Source organism: Actinomadura sp. NBRC 104425 (assembly GCF_030269545.1).
In the GTDB taxonomy this organism is placed as follows: domain Bacteria; phylum Actinomycetota; class Actinomycetes; order Streptosporangiales; family Streptosporangiaceae; genus Spirillospora; species Spirillospora keratinilytica.
Genome location: NZ_BSTN01000014.1, coordinates 53,650 through 70,921, shown reverse-complemented (window position 1 = coordinate 70,921; position 17,272 = coordinate 53,650). Strand labels below are relative to the sequence as shown.

The following is a 17,272-nucleotide window of genomic DNA, read 5'->3' as shown; positions in this document are numbered from 1 at the left end:
GTCGTGGCCGTCTGCGGACCGATGGCCCCGAGCAGGCCCATGTCACCGACCCCCGCCATCGGTGATCGCCGTCTTGTGCAGCGGCTGACGCGGCGAACGCGGCCGAACATGGTGCTTCGCAATCCGCGTCGGCCGGGTGGTCTCGAGCAGGGCCACGGCACCGGGTGTTCGTTGACCGGTGGGCGTGGTGAAACTGCCGCTTCGAGGACCGCTTTGCGGCGATGCCTGCCCGATATCGGGCAAGAATGTTGGCGTTGAGCGGGTGGGATCGGCAAGATTGTTGGTCATGGCCGCCCACCCCCATGACGAGCTCGTCGCCCACCTGTGCCGCACCAGCCCGCTCCGGCCCGGCGAGGCCGCCCGCGTCATCGCCGACGTGCTGGCGTACTTCGGCGAGCCGGTGGAGGAGTTCGTCCGGCGCAGGCATGGCGAGCTGCGGGCGCGCGGGCTGACCAACGACCAGATCTTCGAGCGCATCGCGGCCGAGCTGCCGTCCCGGCGGGTGGCGCCGCCCGAACTCTCGCTGCGCCAGCTGCGTCGCATCATCTACGGATAAACGCCTCAAACGGAGACATCGTGTGCGGAATCGTTGCCTACGTCGGTCCCCGGGACGCCGTTCCCGTCCTGACCGAGGGACTGACGCGCCTTGAGTACCGCGGGTACGACTCGGCGGGCCTGGCCGTCATCGCCCGCTCCGGTGAACTCAAGGTCCGCAAGGCCAAGGGGCGGATCGCCGAACTGGCCGCCGCGCTGCCCGCCCGCTTCAAAGGGCGCACCGGCATCGGCCACACCCGCTGGGCCACCCACGGCGAGCCCAGCGACGTCAACGCGCACCCGCACGTGTCCGGGCCGATCGCGGTCGTGCACAACGGGATCATCGAGAACGCCGACGAGCTGCGCGCCAAACTGGAGGCCGACGGGGTCGTCCTGACCTCGCAGACCGACAGCGAGGTGCTGGCCCACCTGATCGCCCGGTCCGGCGCGGACGAGCCGGAGGACGCCGTGCGCGAGGCGTTGTCGCAGGTCGTGGGCACGTACGGGATCGCGGTCCTGGACACCCGCCACCCGGACGTGCTCGTCGTCGCCCGCAACGGCAGCCCGGTCGTCCTCGGCATCGGCGAAAAGGAGATGTTCGCCGCCTCCGACGTGGCGGCGCTCGTCCGCTACACCCGCCAGGTCGTCCACCTGGACGACGGCGAACTGGCCACCGTCCGCGCCGACGGCTTCCGCACCTCCACCCTCGACGCCCGCGCGACCAGCAAGAAGCCGTCCGTCATCGAGACCGACGAGGCGGCCTACGACGCCGAGGGCTACACGCACTTCATGCGCAAGGAGATCCACGAGCAGCCCGCCGCCGTCGAACGCGCGCTCGGCGGACGGCTCGACGACCGCTTCCACACCGCGCACCTCGGCGGTCTCAACCTCGACCCGCGCGAGGCGCGCGGCGTCCGCCGCGTCAAGATCCTCGGCTGCGGCTCGGCGTACTACGCCGGGCAGGTCGGCGCCCAGCTCATCGAGGAGCTGGCCCGCATCCCGGCCGACGCCGAACCGGCCTCGGAGTTCCGCTACCGCAACCCGGTCGTCGAGCCGGACACGCTGTACATCGCCGTCAGCCAGTCCGGCGAGACCTACGACACGCTCGTGGCCGTCCAGGAACTGCGGCGCAAGGGCGGACGGGTGCTCGGCGTCGTCAACGCGGTCGGCAGCGCCATCGCCCGCGAGTGCGACGGCGGCGTCTACCTGCACGCAGGCCCTGAGATCTCGGTCGCGTCCACCAAGGCGTACACCTCCACCGCCGTGGTGTTCGCCCTGCTCGCCCTGCACCTGGGACGCATCCGCGACCTGTCGCCCGCCGACGGCCGCCGCATCGCCGCCGGGCTGCGCGCGCTGCCCGGCCAGATCACCGAGATCCTCGCCCAGGAGGACCGGATCGCCGCGCTCGCCGCCGACCTGGCGACCTACCGCAGCATGCTGTTCATCGGACGCGTCCGCGGCTGGCCCGTCGCCCGCGAGGGCGCGCAGAAGCTCAAGGAGGTCTCCTACGTCCACGCCGAGGCTTACCCGGCCAGCGAGCTCAAGCACGGGCCGCTGGCGCTGGTCAGCCCCGAGCTGCCGACCGTCGCGATCGTCCCGGACGACGAGCTGCGCGACAAGAACCTGTCCACCCTCGGCGAGATCCGCGCCCGCAAGGGCCGCGTCGTCACGGTCGGGCACCGGGACCTGGGCGACGACTCCCTGGTCGTGCCCAAGAACGAACCCGAACTCGACCCGATCCTGCTGACGATCCCGTTGCAGCTGCTGGCCTACCACGCGGCCGTCGCCCTGGGCCACGACGTCGACAAGCCCCGCAACCTCGCCAAGAGCGTCACAGTCGAATGACCGTCCTGACCTTCGCCGGCGTCGCGGCCCTGCTGACGCTCATGCCGGGCCCCGACTCCCTGCTCGTCCTGCGCACCGCCGTGGCCCACGGCCGCCGCCCCGCCCTGCTGGCCGCCCTCGGCATCCAGACCGGCTGCCTGTGGTGGGGCGCCGCGGCCGGCCTGGGCCTGTCCGCCGTGCTCGCCGCGTCGCAGACCCTCTACACGGCGGTGCGCTGGGCGGGCGCCTGCTACCTGCTCTACCTCGGCGTCCGCCTGCTGCTCCAGCGCGCCGACGCCGACGACGCCGTCGAGCCGCCAGGCCGCCGCCACTTCCTGCGCGGCCTGCTGACCAACGCCCTCAACCCGAAGGTGGGCGTCTTCTACGTGTCGCTGCTGCCGCAGTTCGTCCCGCACGACGCCCCCGTGGCCGCGTGGAGCCTGCTGCTGACGGGCGTCCACGTCGCCGAGGGCCTCCTGTGGTGCACGGCGATCGCCGTCCTGGCCGACCGCCTGGGGCACTGGCTGCGCCGCCGCTCCCTGCGCCGTGCCCTGGACCGCCTGTCCGGAACGGCGTTTGTGGCCTTCGCCGCCCGCCTGGCCCTGCACCCCTGACGGTCCCGCGTCGTTCCCGGTCACCGGGAACGACGCTCGGCGTAGAGACGGCCGACGAGCGCCCCGAGGCGGACGACCCCCACCGGCATGTCATGTTGGTTTCACGGACGCGCGTTCCCCGTCGTCCGCTCGCGGTCTGCCAGGCCACCCGTCGGCCGCGCGGTTCACCCGGTCAGAACCTTGGCCTTGGCGCGCCGGTACTCCTCCGCCGTGAGATCGCCGTGCTCCTTGAGCGCGGCGAGCCGGTCGAGCTCCTCGGCCTGACTCGGGACGCGACCTGCCATGGCAGTGTGGAACCGGGCCTCGCGCGCACGCACCGCGGCGACCTCCCGATCGCCCATTCCCCTGCCCCGGACGACCAGATACGTCAGCACGCCGACGACCGGCAGGACGATCACGAAGATCGTCCAGCCGGCCTTGGCCCAGCCGTTGAGCGAGTCGTCGCGGAACACGTCGGTGATGACCCGGAACAGCAGCAGGAACCACAGGGCCAGCAGGAACAGCCACAGCATGGTCAGAAACGCGTTGAGCAACGGATAATTCATGATTTCGTCCTGTCGTCGAATCCGCCGCGCGACGTGACGGCGCGCCGCCGCACATCCGGTGCCGGGGTCCGGCGCCCGAGGACCACACGCCGCGGCCCACAGGGATCTCTCCGCTCCCCGCGCCGCCGCCGACGACGCCATGCCATGCGCTCGGCCCCCATGCCGGGCATCGCCCACGGCCCGGCGGAGATCCTTCCTCTCACCTCGTGTAATGGGTGAGTGCCCAGGCGCGGGGCGCATACTCAGCGCCGATGCGCGGCACACCTCCTCGGCGGCGGTGCGCATGGGCCTGCCCAGTGTCGTTCGTCCGCCCATTGACAAAGATGAGTGGAGACTCATATTTTTCTTGAGTCATCACTCAGGTTAGGGTCGTCGAAGGAACCGCCCCATGTCCACACCGACCCCGCGGGACCTGTTCGCCCGCTTCCAGCGCAACGTCCTCGCCGGTGAGGCCGGCCTGGACGAGGGGATGCTGGCCGAGAACGTCGTCGTGGAACAGCCGTTCGCCCCCGCCGGGCACCGCAGGACCGAGGGCCGGGACGCGGTCTTGGCCATGACGCGGGCGGGCCGCGAGGCCCTTCCCCTCGAAGTCGAGGAAATCCGGGACGTGGTGATCCACGAGACCGCCGCCCCGGAAGTGATCATCGTCGAATACCAGATGGTGGCCGCGCTTGCGGGCGCCGGCACACGAGCGCAGGCCGCGTTCGTGCTGGTCCTGCAGGCTCGGGACGGACGCATCGTGCGCTGGCGCGAATACCAGGACCGCGCCGCGATCACCGAAGCCCTGACCTGATCTTCTCCCGAGACCCGGGCCGCGCGTCATTTTCCTGCGCGGCCTCCCCACCCGATCGCACTCACCGCACGCCCTGCGCGCCTCACTCGACGGGGATGACGTAGGAAAGCTCGTACCGGTCGACCGGGACGATGATGTCGGCCGTCTCCACGGGCCGCTCGGCGGTCGAGTACGTCCGCTGGATCACCATCACGATGGAGCCGACCGGCTCGTCCAGCTCCTCGGCCTCGGCCGCGGTGATCGCCCGCGCCGTGATGACCTCGTTCGCCATGCCGATCTCGTGGCCGATCGCGCGCATCCGCGCGACCACGCCGGCGCCCGCATGCGGGCCTTCTTCGGGGAGCATGACGGACGTGCCGCGGGTCAGCTCCAGCGGCTCCCAGCTCGTGGAGAGCATGACGGGCTCGTCGTCGGCGAGGAACACGTAATGGGTGCGCATCACGGGATCGCCCTCGGCGATGCCCAGCCGCTCCGCCACCGCGGGCGGGGCCGTGTCGCTCTGCGAACTCGACCGCCATGTTCCGGCGCGCCCCTGCGCCTCCATGTCGGCGCGGAACGGGCTGTCGGCACGGCCGCGGGCCTCGCGATACCAGGAGCGCGTCAACCGGCGCACGGCGGGACGTCGACGCACGTACGTGCCCGACCCCGACCGTGATTCGACATACCCCTCGGAGATCAGCAGGCGTACGGCCTCCACGGCGACGCGGTCGGACACGTCGTACTGCCGCGCGAGCTGGTGCCGACTGGGAATCCTGTCGCCCGGCGCCAGCCTTCCGGCGACGATCTGGCGCCGCAGATCATCGGCGATCCGCAGGTAGGCGGGCTGCATAGGAACTCCGGGGTGACGGTTGCGAGCGGTTGCTCAGGACAGCTTGACAACCTGAGTACTCAGGTCGCAACCTGAGTACTCAGCTTACCGAGAGTCGGCAAGCGATCACAGTGAGAGGTGTCGTGCCATGGAATGGACACAGACCTACCCGGGGTTGCCGTCCATGGTGCCTGCCATCAGGGTGTTCGTGCGCAGCCTGCTCGGTGACACGCCCCGCGCCGACGACGCCGAACTTGTCGTTTGCGAACTCGCCGCGAATTCCTTGCGCCACACCCCCAGCGGTGGCGATGGCGGCAAACTCACCGTGGCTGTCACCGTCCGCACCGGGTACACGCGCCTTGCCGTGACCGACTCAGGAGACGGCGGCTGGTCGAGGCCCGGCATGCCGGATGAAACCGCTGAGTACGGCCGTGGCCTGCTCATCGTCGAGGCATGTGCCGACAACTTCGGCCACGTCGTGGACACCGACGGGCAAACCATGTGGGCCGAATTCATCTGGCGAGATTCATGAAGCCGCGAACTTTCACGTTCCGCAGACAGCAGGGACTCGCCGCTCGCATTCGCTGTCCATGTGCGCGCGGTTCTCGGGTGGGCGCTCAACTGAGAGATGTCACCTGCTGCACGGTCCGGCCAAACCTGGAATTGCTGCCGCTGGCCGTGCATCCCTGTCTCAACGCAATCGGAGGACACCGTGTCTGACACCTATCGGCAGGACGCTGCCGCGTGGCAGAGGGAGCTCGCGGCGCTGGAGCGCGACTTTCCGGGTGTGCAGGTGTGGTTCGGCTGTTATACGCGGCGCTGGTGGGCGCTGTACGCCGGACGCCTGCTGGAGGGGCGGACGCCCGCGCACATCGGCGAGCAGATCGTCCGTGCTCGTCAGGGGGCGGACGTTCACGGTGCCGACCCGAGGTTGCCGGAGGGGCCCCACCGGTACATGTCGTAGGGCCCGGCGGTGCGCGGGGTGCCTTCGGACGATGCGCAGATCCTGGGCGCCGAATGGTGCGTGATCTCGGCCAGACGTGCGACGGGTGGCGGGTGATTGTGGCGTGCGGAAGCTTGAGGATGGCTGGCGTAGAACCAGTGTCCCCGGCTCTGCTACCAGCGCAGGAAGGGCGTTCCGGCATGGCGGTCATTCCGATCGATCTCCTCGCGTGCTCCATCCGTCTCCAGCAGGGCGGTCGAATCAGCGCCGACAGCAAGACAGCGGACATCGACCAGGACGGCTGGCGGTTGCGGGCCTTCCACGCCAAGACCGATGCCGACGTCCGCGCCGACCACTGGGAGGTTCACCCCGAGGCCGAGGAGGTCGTGTCCTGCCTGATCGGGAAGATCCGCCTCTGCCTCCGTCCGGAGCGGGCGGGCCAACAGGAGGAAGAGATCAGCCTGACGGCCGGGACCGCCGCCATCGTCCCGCGCGGGCGGTGGCACCGGATCGAGCTGGTCACGCCCAGCAGCATCATGGCCGTCACCATGCCGCGCGGCAGTCGGGTGGAGGAGCGGGCCGAAGCGTAGACGGCCGGTGCGCCGTCCAAGCGGGTCACCGGCGGGACCGGCGGCGCCATGCCGTGTGCCGGAGGGCCGCCCGCGCCGGGGCAGGGCCGGGCGCGGGCGGGACTCGCCGGTCAGTGCGGGTTGGCGGCCAAAAGCTCGGCCAGCAGGTCGTCCAGGGTGACGATGCCCATGTAGTCGCCGCCGGGGGAGTTGACCACGGCCAGTTGGGCGCGGGCCCGGCGCATCAGGGTGACCGCGTCCAGGACGGTCGTGCCCGCCACCAGCGCCGGGGCCGGGTGGGCCAGGTCGGCGGCGGTGCGGGTGCCGTCGGGGTTGGTCACGGCGGCGCGGACGTGGACGATGCCGGCCACCGCACCGTCGCCGTCGCGGACCAGCAGGCGGCTGTGGCCGCTGGCGGTCGCGACGCGGCGGACGTCGGCCGCGGTGGCGTCGGCGGCGATCGTCGTGACCGAGGTGGCCGGGACCACCAGGTGGTCGACGGTGACCTCCCGCGCCGAGATGGCCCGGCGCAGCAGCTCGTGGTCGTGCCGGCCGATCAGGCCCAGGCGGCGGGACTCGCCGACCAGGTGGCTGAGGGACTGCGGGTCGGTGTGCTCCTCCAGCTCGTCGCGCGGCGGGATGCGCGCCAGGCGCAGCAGCGCGTTGGTCGTGGCGTTCAGCAGCGACAGGATCGGCCGGGAGACCTTGGCGAACGCGCGGAACGGCAGGGCCAGGACCACGGCCGAGCGTTCGGGGTGCGCGATCGCCCACGACTTGGGCGCCATCTCCCCGACGACCATGTGCAGGAACGTCACGACGGCCAGGGCGGTGGCGAACGCGACCGCCCTGGCGCCGGCCTCGGGGACGCCCAGCGCGTGCAGCGGCGGCTCCAGCAGGTGCTCGAACGTGGGTTCGGTGACGATCGCCAGGCCCAGCGAGCACATGGTGATGCCGAACTGGGCGCCCGCCAGCATCAGCGACAGCTCCCGCGTCCCCGCCAGGGCGGCGGCCGCCGGGCGGCTGCCGCGCGCGGCGGCGCGTTCCAGCTGGCCGCGGTTGGCGGCGACCAGCGCGAACTCCGCGGCGACGAAGAAGCCGTTGCCGAGCAGGAGCAGGACGGTGATCAGCAGGGTGGTCAGCGGGTCCATCAAGACTCCACCGCCGCCATGTCGGTGGCCATGTCCGGGGCGAGGACGCGCAGCCGCACATGGCGGGCCACCCGGCGCGCCACGCTGACCACCTCGATCTCGGCGCGGCCGGCCGGGTCGAGATCGACGGTGACCCGGTCGCCGGGCGCGGGCAGGCGCCGCAGCCGCGCCATGACCAGCCCGCCGAGGGTGTCGTACACCTCGTCCTCGGGCAGCGCCAGCCCGGTCAGGCGGACGATCTCGTCGATCCGCATGCCCGCGTCCACCAGCCACGACCCGTCGGGGCCGGCGGCGGGGACGCTCTCGTGCACGTCGGTCTCGTCGGCGATCTCGCCGACCAGCTCCTCGGCGACGTCCTCGAAGGTGAGGATGCCGGCCAGACCGCCGTACTCGTCGACGACGCAGGCGAACTCCTCGCCGGTCTCGCGCATCCGCTCGATCACCCCGTACAGCGGCTGGCTGCCGGGGACCAGCAGCGCGGGCCGGGCGATCCGGCGGACCGGGGTGGCCGGGTCGAGGCGGTCGTCGGCGACCTCCCGCACGCCCGCCACGCCGATCACGTCATCGACCTCTCCGTCGTAGACGGGGTAGGCGGTGTGGCCGGTGCGGCGGATCAGTTCGACCAGGTCGGAGACGGGGGCGTCGCCGGACAGCGCCCGGACGCGGGTGCGCGGCACCATCACCTCGTCGGCGGTGCGCTCGCCGAACGTGACGGCGCGTTCCAGCAGCCCGGACAGGTCGGCGGGCAGGTGCCCGGCGCTGTGCGAGCGGCCGATGATGTCGCCGAGCTCCTCCAGGGTGGCGCCGCCGTGCAGCTCCTGCACCGGTTCGACGCCGACCGCCCGCAGCAGCCGTTCGGCCGACTTGTCGAACAGCCGGATCAGCGGGCCGAACACCGCCAGGTAGACGAGCGTGGACGAGGCCAGGGCGCGGGCCAGCGACTCGGCGCGGGCCAGCGCGAGGTTCTTGGGGAACAGCTCACCCAGCAGCATCTGGATGAGGGTGGCCAGGACGAAGCCGGTCGCCAGGGCGATCGCGCCGGCGGCCCCGGCGGGCACGCCCACCAGCGGCAGCAGCGGCTCGATCAGCTCGGCCAGGGCGGGTTTGGCGATGAAGCCGACCACCAGCGTGGTCATGGTGATGCCGAGCTGTGCGCCCGACAGCATGAACGACAGGCGGCCGAGGACCTTCACGGCCCGGGCGGCGGCCTTGTCGCCGCGCTCGGCGGCCTGGCTCAGCCGCGACCGGTCGGCGGAGACGTAGGCGAACTCCTGGGCGACGAAGTACCCGGTGGCCGCGGTGAGCAGCACCACGGCCAGCACACCCAGCGCCGCGCTCACCACGGGGCACCGGGTCTATGACTGGGGTCCGACACTGCGGACGCTCAACTCCTCTCTGGACTGCCTCATGTACGCAAACGCAAGCTCACACCAGGTCGTTCCCGAAAACAAGACGGGAGGTCGTGTGATGACCACCGCTTGTGCCCGAAAGTGTCACCGATCACACTGATTGGTAAGTGCCTGCCGGATTCTTGACGCTGCGGGTGGTCTTTTGCTCCCGGGCCGCCAGCGGGGGAACGGGGCGGGGACGAGCGAATGCAACGGGGGTCGGGCGGATCGAAGCGCGGAGCGAACGTGAACGACAGCGGGGCTGGGGCGGGCGCACCCATGAGCCGTGAGGGCGTCGACCACGCCCTGCGGACGTTGCGTGAGGAGCACGAGCGGATCGCCGACTCGCTGCTGGAGGTGGAGGCGCACCAGGGGTATCGGCTGCTCAAGGGCGCCGTGCTGTCCGGGGAGACGTGGCGGCGCTGGGAGGAGACGCAGCGCCGCCTCGAACGGCTGTGGCTGCTGTTCGACGCCTGCCGGCAGGTCGTGGAGGCGGCCGAGCGGCTGCGGGCCCGCCGCAGCCGTCCCGACCCGGCGACGCTGGCGGAGCTGACCGAGCTGCTGGCGGGCCCGTCGGTGGAGGCGCCCGAGGGCGAGATCCCGCTGGAGCAGCGCACCCTGCTCGGCCCGGACCGGCGGCGGCTGACGCTGAACGAGGCCGTCGCCACGATGGAGGAGACGTTCGACCGGGTGGTCGAGGTGGTCGTCGCGGCGGACGCCGCGTGGACGGCGCTGCTGGTCCCGCTGGACGAGGTGGAGGGCGACTGGCGGGAGGCGGCCCGGCTGGCGCAGGAGCTGGACGGCGCGCGGCGTCCCGAGATCGACCGGCTGGGGCGCGAGCTGACCGCGTTCGGCCGGCTGGCCCGCACCGATCCGCTGTCGCTGGTGCGGGACGGGCGGGCCGACACCTCCCGGCTCGACCGGCTGCGCGACGCGCTGGACGTGCTGCGCGAGTCGCTGGGCGAGGCGGTGCGGCTCAAGGAGGACTACGAGCGGCGCGTGGCCGATCTGCGTGCGTCCGTCGACGGCGTGGCGGAGGCCGAGCGGCTGGCGGCCCGGGCCCGGGACGAGGCGCTGCGCAAGATCGCCGCTCCGGTGCCGCCCGAGCCGGGCCCGTCGCGGGCGGCGGCGCTGCGCGAGCAGGTGGCGACGCTGGACGGGCTGCGCCGCGCGGGCCGCTGGACCGAGCTGGCGGGCCGGGTCACCGAGCTGGACGCGGCGGCCCGCCGGGCCCTGGCGCAGGCCCGGGACGAGCAGCGGCTCAGCACCGGCCTGCTGGACCGGCGCGGCGAGCTGCGCGGCCGCCTGGAGGCATACCGGGCGAAGGCGGCCAGGCTGGGCCTGGTGGAGGACGACACGCTCACGACCCTGTACAAAAGGGCGCGTGACCTGTTGTGGTCAGCCCCGTGCGACCTGCGACGGGCGACGGTGGCGGTGGCGGACTATCAGCGGGCGATCAAAGTGCGGGAGAGCGAGGCGGGGGCGGGGCGATGACACGGTGCACCCAGCCCGACTGCTCGGGCACTGTCGGTGAGGACGGGTTCTGCGACGAGTGCGGCATGGCCCCGCCCGCCGGAGGCGCGGTGCTGTCGGTCACCGGGCCGACCGCAGGGGCGGCTGCAGGGGCGGCCGTCTCGGCCGCGTCCCCGGCTTCGGTGCCGTTGGCCGCCCCGCCTGCCGTTCCGCCCGTCACGCCCCCGACGGGCGGCGGGTCGGGCGCGGGAGCGGCCGCGGCGCCCAGCGCCCCGTCACATGGGGCCGCCGGGAGCGGCGCAGGGGCGCCCTTCCAACCGCCGGGGCAGACCGCGCCGCAGGCCTCCTCGCAGCCGTCGGGCGCGGGCTCGCAGGGGTCCGGGCCGTCCAGCGGGGGGCGGACGCTGTGGCGGGGGTCGCGGTCGTCGGGCACCTCGGGCGGCTCAGCGCGGCGCGGCACCCTGGGCGAGGGGCTGGTGAACGTGCCGCCCGTCCCCTACCGCGACCCCGCGTCGGCGATCATGGGACATCCGGAGGTGCCGGAGAAGCGCCGGTTCTGCAGCCGCTGCGACGAGCCCGTCGGCCGCAGCCGCGACGGGCGCCCCGGCCGCACCGAGGGCTTCTGCCGCAAGTGCGGGCACCCGTTCTCGTTCACGCCCAAGCTCAAGCCCGGCGACCTGGTCGGCGGGCAGTACGAGGTGCTCGGCTGCCTGGCGCACGGCGGGCTCGGCTGGATCTACCTGGCCCGCGACCACAACGTCAACGGCCGCTGGGTGGTGCTCAAGGGCCTGCTGGACACAGGCGACGCCGACTCGCTGGCCGCGGCCGCCGCCGAACGCGCCTTCCTCGCCGAGGTGGAGCACCCTAATATTGTCAAGATTTACAATTTCGTGCGGCACGGGGACTCCGGCTACATCGTCATGGAGTACGTCGGCGGCCAGTCCCTCAAGGACATCCTGCTGCAGCGTCGCAAGCAGGAGGGCGAGGAGGCGGCGCTGCCGCTGCCGCAGGTCCTCGCCTACGGATTGGAGGTGCTGCGCGCGCTGGGCTACCTGCACGGCGTGGGCCTGCTGTACTGCGACTTCAAGCCCGACAACGCCATCCAGTCGGAGGAGCAGCTCAAGCTGATCGACCTGGGCGGGGTGCGGCGGGCCTTCGACGTCGACAGCCCGATTTTCGGCACGCCCGGCTACCAGGCCCCGGAGATCTCCGAACGGGGCCCCTCGGTCACCTCCGACCTGTACACCGTGGGCCGGGCGCTGGCGGTGCTGAGCTTCCCGTTCCGCGGCTACACCCGGCGGCACCTGCGCAGCCTGCCGCCCCGCCACGAGGTGCCGCTGCTGCAGCGGCATGAGTCGTACTACCGGCTGCTGCGCCGCGCCACCCACCCGGACCCGGCGGCCCGCTTCCAGAGCGCCGCCGAGATGGCCGACCAGCTGACCGGGGTGCTGCGCGAGGTGCTGGCCGCCGAGGACGGCAAGCCGCGCCCGGCGCCGTCCACGCTGTTCGGGCCGGAGCGGGACGCCGCCGGAACGGAGATCGCCGACAGCGGCGCCGCGGTGCAGGCGGCCGCGGCCGGGCCGGGGGTGCTCGCCCCGCTCGACCCCGCCGAGGCCGTCGCCGCCCTGCCGGTGCCGCAGGTGGCCGACAACGATCCGGCGTCGGCGTTCCTGGCCGGGCTCACCTCCCGCGACCCCGACTCCCTCGCCGCCGCGCTGGCCGCCTCGCCGCTGCCCTCGGTGGAGGTGGACCTGGCGCTGGCCCGGGTGCGGATCGAACGGGGCCACCTGGCGGACGCGGCCGGGCTGCTGCGCCGCGTCGCCGACCGGCACCCCGACGACTGGCGCGTCGACTGGTACCGGGGGACGCTCGCGCTGGCGGGCGGGCAGTGGGCGCAGGCCCGCCGGATCTTCGACGAGCTGTACGACCTGATGCCCGGCGAGACCGCGCCCAAGCTGGCGCTGGCGTTCTGCGAGGAGTGCGACGGCCGCCGGGAGCCCGCCGCCCGCTTCTACGAGACGGTCTGGCGCACCGACCCCACCTACGTCAGCGCCGCGTTCGGCCTGGCCCGCGTGCGGCTGGCCGCCGGCGACCGGGCGGGAGCCGAACGCGTCCTCGACTCGGTGCCGCCGGTGTCCAGCCACTACCTGGCCGCGCAGCTGGCGGCCGTGGCGACCGCGGTGCGGGGGCGGCGGGTCGAGGAGCTGACCGCCGACGTCCTGACCGGGGCGGCGCGGCGGCTGCAGGCCCTGCGGCTGGACACCGAGCGGCACGCCCGGTTCGCCGCCGAGGTGCTGGAGGCCGCGCTGACCTGGGTGCGCACCACCACCGCCCCGAGCGGCGCGACCGCCGAGGTGCTCGGCACCCCGCTGGTGGAGTCGCGGCTGCGGCGCAGGCTGGAGGAGACCTACCGCACGCTGGCCAAGCTGGCGGACGGCGCCGAGGACCGGCACGCGCTGGTCCGCCGGGCCAACGCCGTCCGCCCGATGACCCTGCTGTGATGCCGCTGTGACGACGTACGCGGACGGGCAGGCGGGCAGCAGGGCGGGCGGCGCTGCGGCGTGCGCCCGGTGCGGCGAGCCGCTCGCCGAGGACGACCGCTTCTGCGAGGCGTGCGGCACGCCCAGCCCCGCCTACGCCGCCGCGGCCCAGGCCCCCGAGGTCGGCGTGCCGCAGGCCCGCTACCCGGTGCGGGTGCGGCCGGACGAACCGTCGGTGTCGACCGCCCGCCGCGCGCCCGACAAGCCGTCCTGCGGCGACTGCGGGGCGACCGCGATCAGCGAGGACGGCTTCTGCGAGGTGTGCGGGCTGCGCCAGCCCGGCGACCGGGACCACGTCCAGATCGAGCTGGCCGCCGACGGCGATCCGCAGGGCGGGCGAAGGCCCGCGCAGGCCGCCGGGATCACCGACCGGGGCCTGCGGCGCGCCCGCAACGAGGACGCCCTGGCGATGATCGCGCTGCCGCGGGCGGTGTGCGTGGTGGTGTGCGACGGCGTCGCGACCGTCCCGGGGTCGGAGGAGGCCGCCCGCCTGGCCTCGGACACGGGGGTGGCCGTGCTCGCCCGCGCCCTGTCGGCGGGCGTCGCGCCCGTCACCGCCACCCGCACCGCGATCGCCGCGTCGGGTCGGGCCGTCGCGCGGCTCGGCGAGACGGGCGGCGGACGGCCCGAGGACTCGCCCGCCTGCACCTACGTGTCGGCCGTGGTGACCTCCGAGGACATCACGGTCGGGTGGGTCGGCGACAGCCGCGCCTACTGGCTGGCCGGGCCGTCCGGCGGGGCGCGCCCGTCCGCGCTGCTGACCACGGACGACTCGTGGGCGGCGCAGATGGTGTCGCGCAACGCGATGAGCAGGGCCGCCGCCCGCGCCGACCCCCGCGCGCACCAGTTGACCGGATGGCTCGGCGCGGCCGCGTCCCCCGATCCGCACGACGCCGTCTTCCGGCCGGGCGGCCCCGGCGTGCTGCTGCTGTGCAGCGACGGCCTGTGGAACCACCTGCCCGAGCCCGGCGACCTGGCCGAGGCGCTGGCGGACGGGCCCGACGCGTCCGGCGATCCCCTCGGCGCCGCCCGGCTCCTGGTGCGCGCCGCCCTGGACGCCGGGGGCCGCGACAACGTGACCGTGGCCGTCGTCCCGTTTCCGCCGGCCGCGTCCGCCGTGCCTCCCACCCCGACCGCACCGATCAGGGAGCAGTCATGAGCGACCTTCCCGAGTTCACGATCAGAGTCGACCAGAACCCGTACCTGCCCGCGGGCGGGCGGGAGATGCACGCCATCGTGACCGTCGGGGCGACCGGGGCGAACGCGGGCAGGGCGCCGACCGCCGGGTCCGTCGCGCCCGCGGCCCGCGCGGAGATCATCATCGTGGACACCTCGGGGTCGATGTCGTACTCCGGCAAGATGGCCGCCGCCAAGCGCGCCGCCCGCGCCGCCCTCAACGTGATCCGCGACGGCGTGCACTTCGCCGTGATCGCGGGCGCCAACGGGCCGCGCATGATCTACCCGCGCGGGGACCGGCTGGTGCGCATGTCGCCCGAGACGCGGCGGCAGGCGCTGACCGTGGTCGGCCGGCTGGACGCCGCCGGGGGCACCGCCATCGGCTCCTGGCTGTCCATGGCCGGTCGGCTGTTCGCCGGCCATCCCGGCGCCGTCCGGCACGCGATCCTGCTCACCGACGGCAAGAACCAGCACGAGACCGACGAGCAGCTCGACGAGGCGCTGGCGCGGTGCGCGGGCGTGTTCGTGTGCGACGCGCGCGGCGTCGGCACCGACTGGGACCCGGCCGAACTCCGCAAGATCACCTCGGCGCTGCTGGGCGGCTTCCTGGACGTGCCCGACCCCGACGACCTGGAGCACCACTTCCGCGAGATGACCGAGTCGGCCATGGGCAAGCAGGTCGCCGACGTGGCGCTGCGGGTGTGGACGCCGCGCCATGCCAAGCTGCGGTTCCTCAAGCAGATGGTGCCGACCGTGCAGGACCTCACCGGCAGGCGCGTGGAGTCGGGGACGCAGACCGGCGACTACCCGCTCGGCGCGTGGGGCCGGGAGGAACGCGAGTACCACCTGTGCGTGGAGGTGCCGCCCGGCGACGTCGGACGGCAGATGCGCGCCGCCTGGGTCAAGCTCGTCGTGCCCGGGGCGGCGCCGGACGCGCCCGCGCAGGAGCTGGCCATGGGCAACGTGCTGGCCGAGTGGACCGACGACGAGGCCAAATCGACCCGCATCAACGCCCGGGTGGCGCACCACACCGGGCAGCAGGAGCTGGCCGAGGCGATCCAGGAGGGCCTGGAGGCCCGCCGCCGGGGCGACGAGGACACCGCCACGGCCCGCCTCGGCCGCGCCGTCGTCCTCGCCCACAAGGTCGGCAACGAGCAGATCGCCGGGCTGCTGGACCGGGTGGTGGACGTCCTCGACCCCGCCACCGGCACCGTCCGGCTGAAGAAGGACGTCTCCAAGGCCGACGAGCTGTCCCTGGACACGCGGTCGATCCGCACCGTACGGACAGGCCCCGGCGCCAGGTCCGGGCCGGACGCGACGCAGGGCTGAGCCATGCCCGTCCGCATCCACGCCGGCGCGCGGACGACCGCCACCCTGCACCCGCACGGGGAGGGCCCCACATGACGACGCCACCGAGCAGCCCCCCGGCCGTCGCCACCGCCGCGGGCGGCGCCCCCGCCCCGCAGGCCGAGCCCGCCGCCCGCCGCCCGCGCCGGTTCCGGGTGGTCGGGCTGCGCACGATCCCCGGCCGGATCCGCCTCTACACGGCCGCGTCGCTGCTGTCGGTCGTGCTGCTGCTGGGCGTGACGATGGCCGCGGTCGGCAACGCGCGCGACGGCGTGCAGACCATCGGGCACGACGCCGGGCCGCAGGTGATGGCGACCGGCACGCTGTACTTCGCGCTCAGCGACATGGACGCCCAGGTCGCCGACATCCTGCTGATCGGCCGCGAGCACGACCTGGGCATCGGCCGCGCCGAGTCGCTGCGCCGCTACGAGCAGCGCCGCGCCGAGGCCGACCAGGCCGCCGTGCAGGCCGCGCAGATCGCCGGACGCGACGAGGCGCGCCGCCGCACCGTCCGGGAGGTGCTGGACGGCCTCGGCCGCTACGAGCGGCTCGTCGGCGAGGCCATGCTGCTGGACCGGCAGTCCGCCCACCCGGCCGGGGAGCTGCCGCAGAACGTCATCGACACCTACCGGCAGGCCACCGATCTGATGAAGATGGAGCTGCTGCCCCGGGCGTACAACCTCACGCTCGACAGCGGCGCCACCGTCCGGCAGTCCTACGAGACCGACCGGGACGCCGTGCTGGACGGGCGGCTGCGGGTCGGCCTGGCCGGGGCGCTCGCGCTGGCGCTGCTGATCGCGCTGCAGGTGTACCTCGCCGGGCGGTTCCGGCGGCTGGTCAACCCGGCGCTGGCGCTGGCGACCGTGCTGGCCCTCGCGGTCGTGGCCGCGGGCATGGCCATGCTGTCGGCGCAGGCCGGGCACCTGCAGCGGGCCAAGGAGGAGGGGTTCGACTCCATCCTCGCGCTCAACCGGGCCCGCGCGATCAGCCACAGCGCGTTCGCCGACGAGAGCCGCTATCTGCTCGACCCGGGCCGCGCCGACACCTACGAGCAGGTCTTCCTCGACAAGGCCCTGTCGGTGCTGTACGTGGACCCGGGGCTGCGCCCGCTCAACCTGGAGACGTACTACGGCCTGCTGCCCGGGGCCGTCCGCAGCTACGAGCGCGATCCCAGCGGCCCGCCCGTGGAGGTGCTGGGCCTGTTCGGCGAGGAGAAGGACAAGAACCTCGCCGAGTTCGAGGAGAGCCGGCTGCGGCTGACCGTCCAGGCGTACCAGCGGGTCATGGACAACGACCGCCGCATGCGCGAGCTGGCCGCCGCGGGGGACCGGCGGGCCGCGATCGAGCTGCGCATGGGCCGCCAGTCCGGGGCGATCACCGCGTTCGACAGCTATGACCAGCAGCTCACCTCGTTGATCCAGGCGCACCGCGACGAGTTCGACCGGGCGGTGCGGGCGGGCGACGACGGGCTGGGCGGCTGGGACGTGCTGCCGCCCGCGGCGGCGCTGGCCGTCGCCGGGCTGGTCCTGGCCGGCGTCCGTCCCCGCCTGGCCGAGTTCCGCTGAGACCG

General features: G+C 73.6%; 17 protein-coding genes. 12 read left to right on the top strand and 5 right to left on the bottom strand.

The genetic code is table 11. The annotated features are described in order from the left end of the window. Nucleotides 1–42: 42 nt before the first annotated feature. On the bottom strand, nt 43–288 hold the full coding sequence (locus QSK22_RS21150) for a hypothetical protein (protein WP_285496002.1): 246 nt from the start codon (nt 286–288) through the stop codon (nt 43–45). Between QSK22_RS21150 and QSK22_RS21145 the strand changes: the two genes are divergently transcribed. From QSK22_RS21145 to QSK22_RS21135, 3 genes are read left to right on the top strand one after another with little or no spacing between them, the layout of a single operon-like run. Further along, nucleotides 287–556: a hypothetical protein gene (locus QSK22_RS21145; RefSeq protein ID WP_285496001.1), complete on the top strand. Its 270-nt coding sequence runs from the start codon at nt 287–289 to the stop codon at nt 554–556. The two genes, QSK22_RS21150 and QSK22_RS21145, sit on opposite strands and share 2 nt — an antisense overlap. A gap of 20 nt (nt 557–576) precedes the next feature. Continuing rightward, entirely contained in the window at nt 577–2,379 is a 1,803-nt protein-coding gene (glmS, locus tag QSK22_RS21140) for a glutamine--fructose-6-phosphate transaminase (isomerizing) (RefSeq protein ID WP_285496000.1), read from the top strand. Next, a complete protein-coding gene (locus QSK22_RS21135; protein WP_285495999.1) occupies nt 2,376–2,972 on the top strand; it encodes a LysE family translocator in 597 nt (198 codons plus the stop codon). Before glmS ends, QSK22_RS21135 begins: the two co-directional genes overlap by 4 nt. A gap of 164 nt (nt 2,973–3,136) precedes the next feature. On the opposite strand, the gene QSK22_RS21130 is transcribed toward QSK22_RS21135, so the two are convergent. Next, nucleotides 3,137–3,517, bottom strand: a complete 381-nt coding sequence (locus QSK22_RS21130; protein ID WP_285495998.1) for an SHOCT domain-containing protein — start codon at nt 3,515–3,517, stop codon at nt 3,137–3,139. A 388-nt stretch (nt 3,518–3,905) separates the two neighbouring features. Here QSK22_RS21130 and QSK22_RS21125 point away from each other — a divergent pair, with 388 nt between their 5' ends. Beyond that, nucleotides 3,906–4,310, top strand: coding sequence for a nuclear transport factor 2 family protein (locus QSK22_RS21125; protein ID WP_285495997.1), 405 nt, complete (start codon nt 3,906–3,908; stop codon nt 4,308–4,310). An 82-nt stretch (nt 4,311–4,392) separates the two neighbouring features. Here QSK22_RS21125 and QSK22_RS21120 read toward each other — a convergent pair whose 3' ends face one another. Next, on the bottom strand, nt 4,393–5,139 hold the full coding sequence (locus QSK22_RS21120) for a GntR family transcriptional regulator (RefSeq protein WP_285495995.1): 747 nt from the start codon (nt 5,137–5,139) through the stop codon (nt 4,393–4,395). A 127-nt stretch (nt 5,140–5,266) separates the two neighbouring features. Here QSK22_RS21120 and QSK22_RS21115 point away from each other — a divergent pair, with 127 nt between their 5' ends. The 3 genes from QSK22_RS21115 (at nt 5,267) to QSK22_RS21105 (ending at nt 6,651) form a co-directional block, all read left to right on the top strand. Beyond that, on the top strand, nt 5,267–5,650 hold the full coding sequence (locus tag QSK22_RS21115) for an ATP-binding protein (protein ID WP_285495994.1): 384 nt from the start codon (nt 5,267–5,269) through the stop codon (nt 5,648–5,650). A 180-nt stretch (nt 5,651–5,830) separates the two neighbouring features. Continuing rightward, on the top strand, nt 5,831–6,082 hold the full coding sequence (locus QSK22_RS21110) for a hypothetical protein (protein WP_285495993.1): 252 nt from the start codon (nt 5,831–5,833) through the stop codon (nt 6,080–6,082). Between the two features lie 179 nt (nt 6,083–6,261). Continuing rightward, entirely contained in the window at nt 6,262–6,651 is a 390-nt protein-coding gene (locus tag QSK22_RS21105) for a cupin (RefSeq protein ID WP_285495992.1), read from the top strand. A gap of 110 nt (nt 6,652–6,761) precedes the next feature. Here the strand turns inward: QSK22_RS21105 and QSK22_RS21100 are convergent, their stop codons facing one another. Both QSK22_RS21100 and QSK22_RS21095 read right to left on the bottom strand, forming a co-directional pair. After that, the gene (locus QSK22_RS21100; protein ID WP_285495991.1) at nt 6,762–7,778 is read right to left on the bottom strand and encodes a hemolysin family protein; all 1,017 of its coding nucleotides are present in this window, start codon (nt 7,776–7,778) and stop codon (nt 6,762–6,764) included. Next, complete coding sequence (locus tag QSK22_RS21095) at nt 7,778–9,118, bottom strand: hemolysin family protein (RefSeq protein WP_285495990.1); 1,341 nt, start codon at nt 9,116–9,118, stop codon at nt 7,778–7,780. Before QSK22_RS21095 ends, QSK22_RS21100 begins: the two co-directional genes overlap by 1 nt. A gap of 327 nt (nt 9,119–9,445) precedes the next feature. On the opposite strand from QSK22_RS21095, the gene QSK22_RS21090 reads away from it, so the two are divergent. From QSK22_RS21090 to QSK22_RS21070, 5 genes are all read left to right on the top strand, one after another. Next, complete coding sequence (locus tag QSK22_RS21090) at nt 9,446–10,660, top strand: hypothetical protein (RefSeq protein ID WP_285495989.1); 1,215 nt, start codon at nt 9,446–9,448, stop codon at nt 10,658–10,660. Next, the gene (locus QSK22_RS21085) at nt 10,657–13,140 is read left to right on the top strand and encodes a serine/threonine-protein kinase (protein WP_285495988.1); all 2,484 of its coding nucleotides are present in this window, start codon (nt 10,657–10,659) and stop codon (nt 13,138–13,140) included. Before QSK22_RS21090 ends, QSK22_RS21085 begins: the two co-directional genes overlap by 4 nt. A gap of 7 nt (nt 13,141–13,147) precedes the next feature. Continuing rightward, nucleotides 13,148–14,338: a PP2C family protein-serine/threonine phosphatase gene (locus QSK22_RS21080; RefSeq protein ID WP_285495987.1), complete on the top strand. Its 1,191-nt coding sequence runs from the start codon at nt 13,148–13,150 to the stop codon at nt 14,336–14,338. Further along, the gene (locus QSK22_RS21075) at nt 14,335–15,684 is read left to right on the top strand and encodes a vWA domain-containing protein (RefSeq protein WP_285495986.1); all 1,350 of its coding nucleotides are present in this window, start codon (nt 14,335–14,337) and stop codon (nt 15,682–15,684) included. The genes QSK22_RS21080 and QSK22_RS21075 overlap by 4 nt, the downstream gene beginning before the upstream one ends. Nucleotides 15,685–15,755: 71 nt before the next feature. Then, nucleotides 15,756–17,267: a GlnX family signal transduction membrane protein gene (locus QSK22_RS21070; protein WP_285495985.1), complete on the top strand. Its 1,512-nt coding sequence runs from the start codon at nt 15,756–15,758 to the stop codon at nt 17,265–17,267. Nucleotides 17,268–17,272 lie beyond the last annotated feature (5 nt).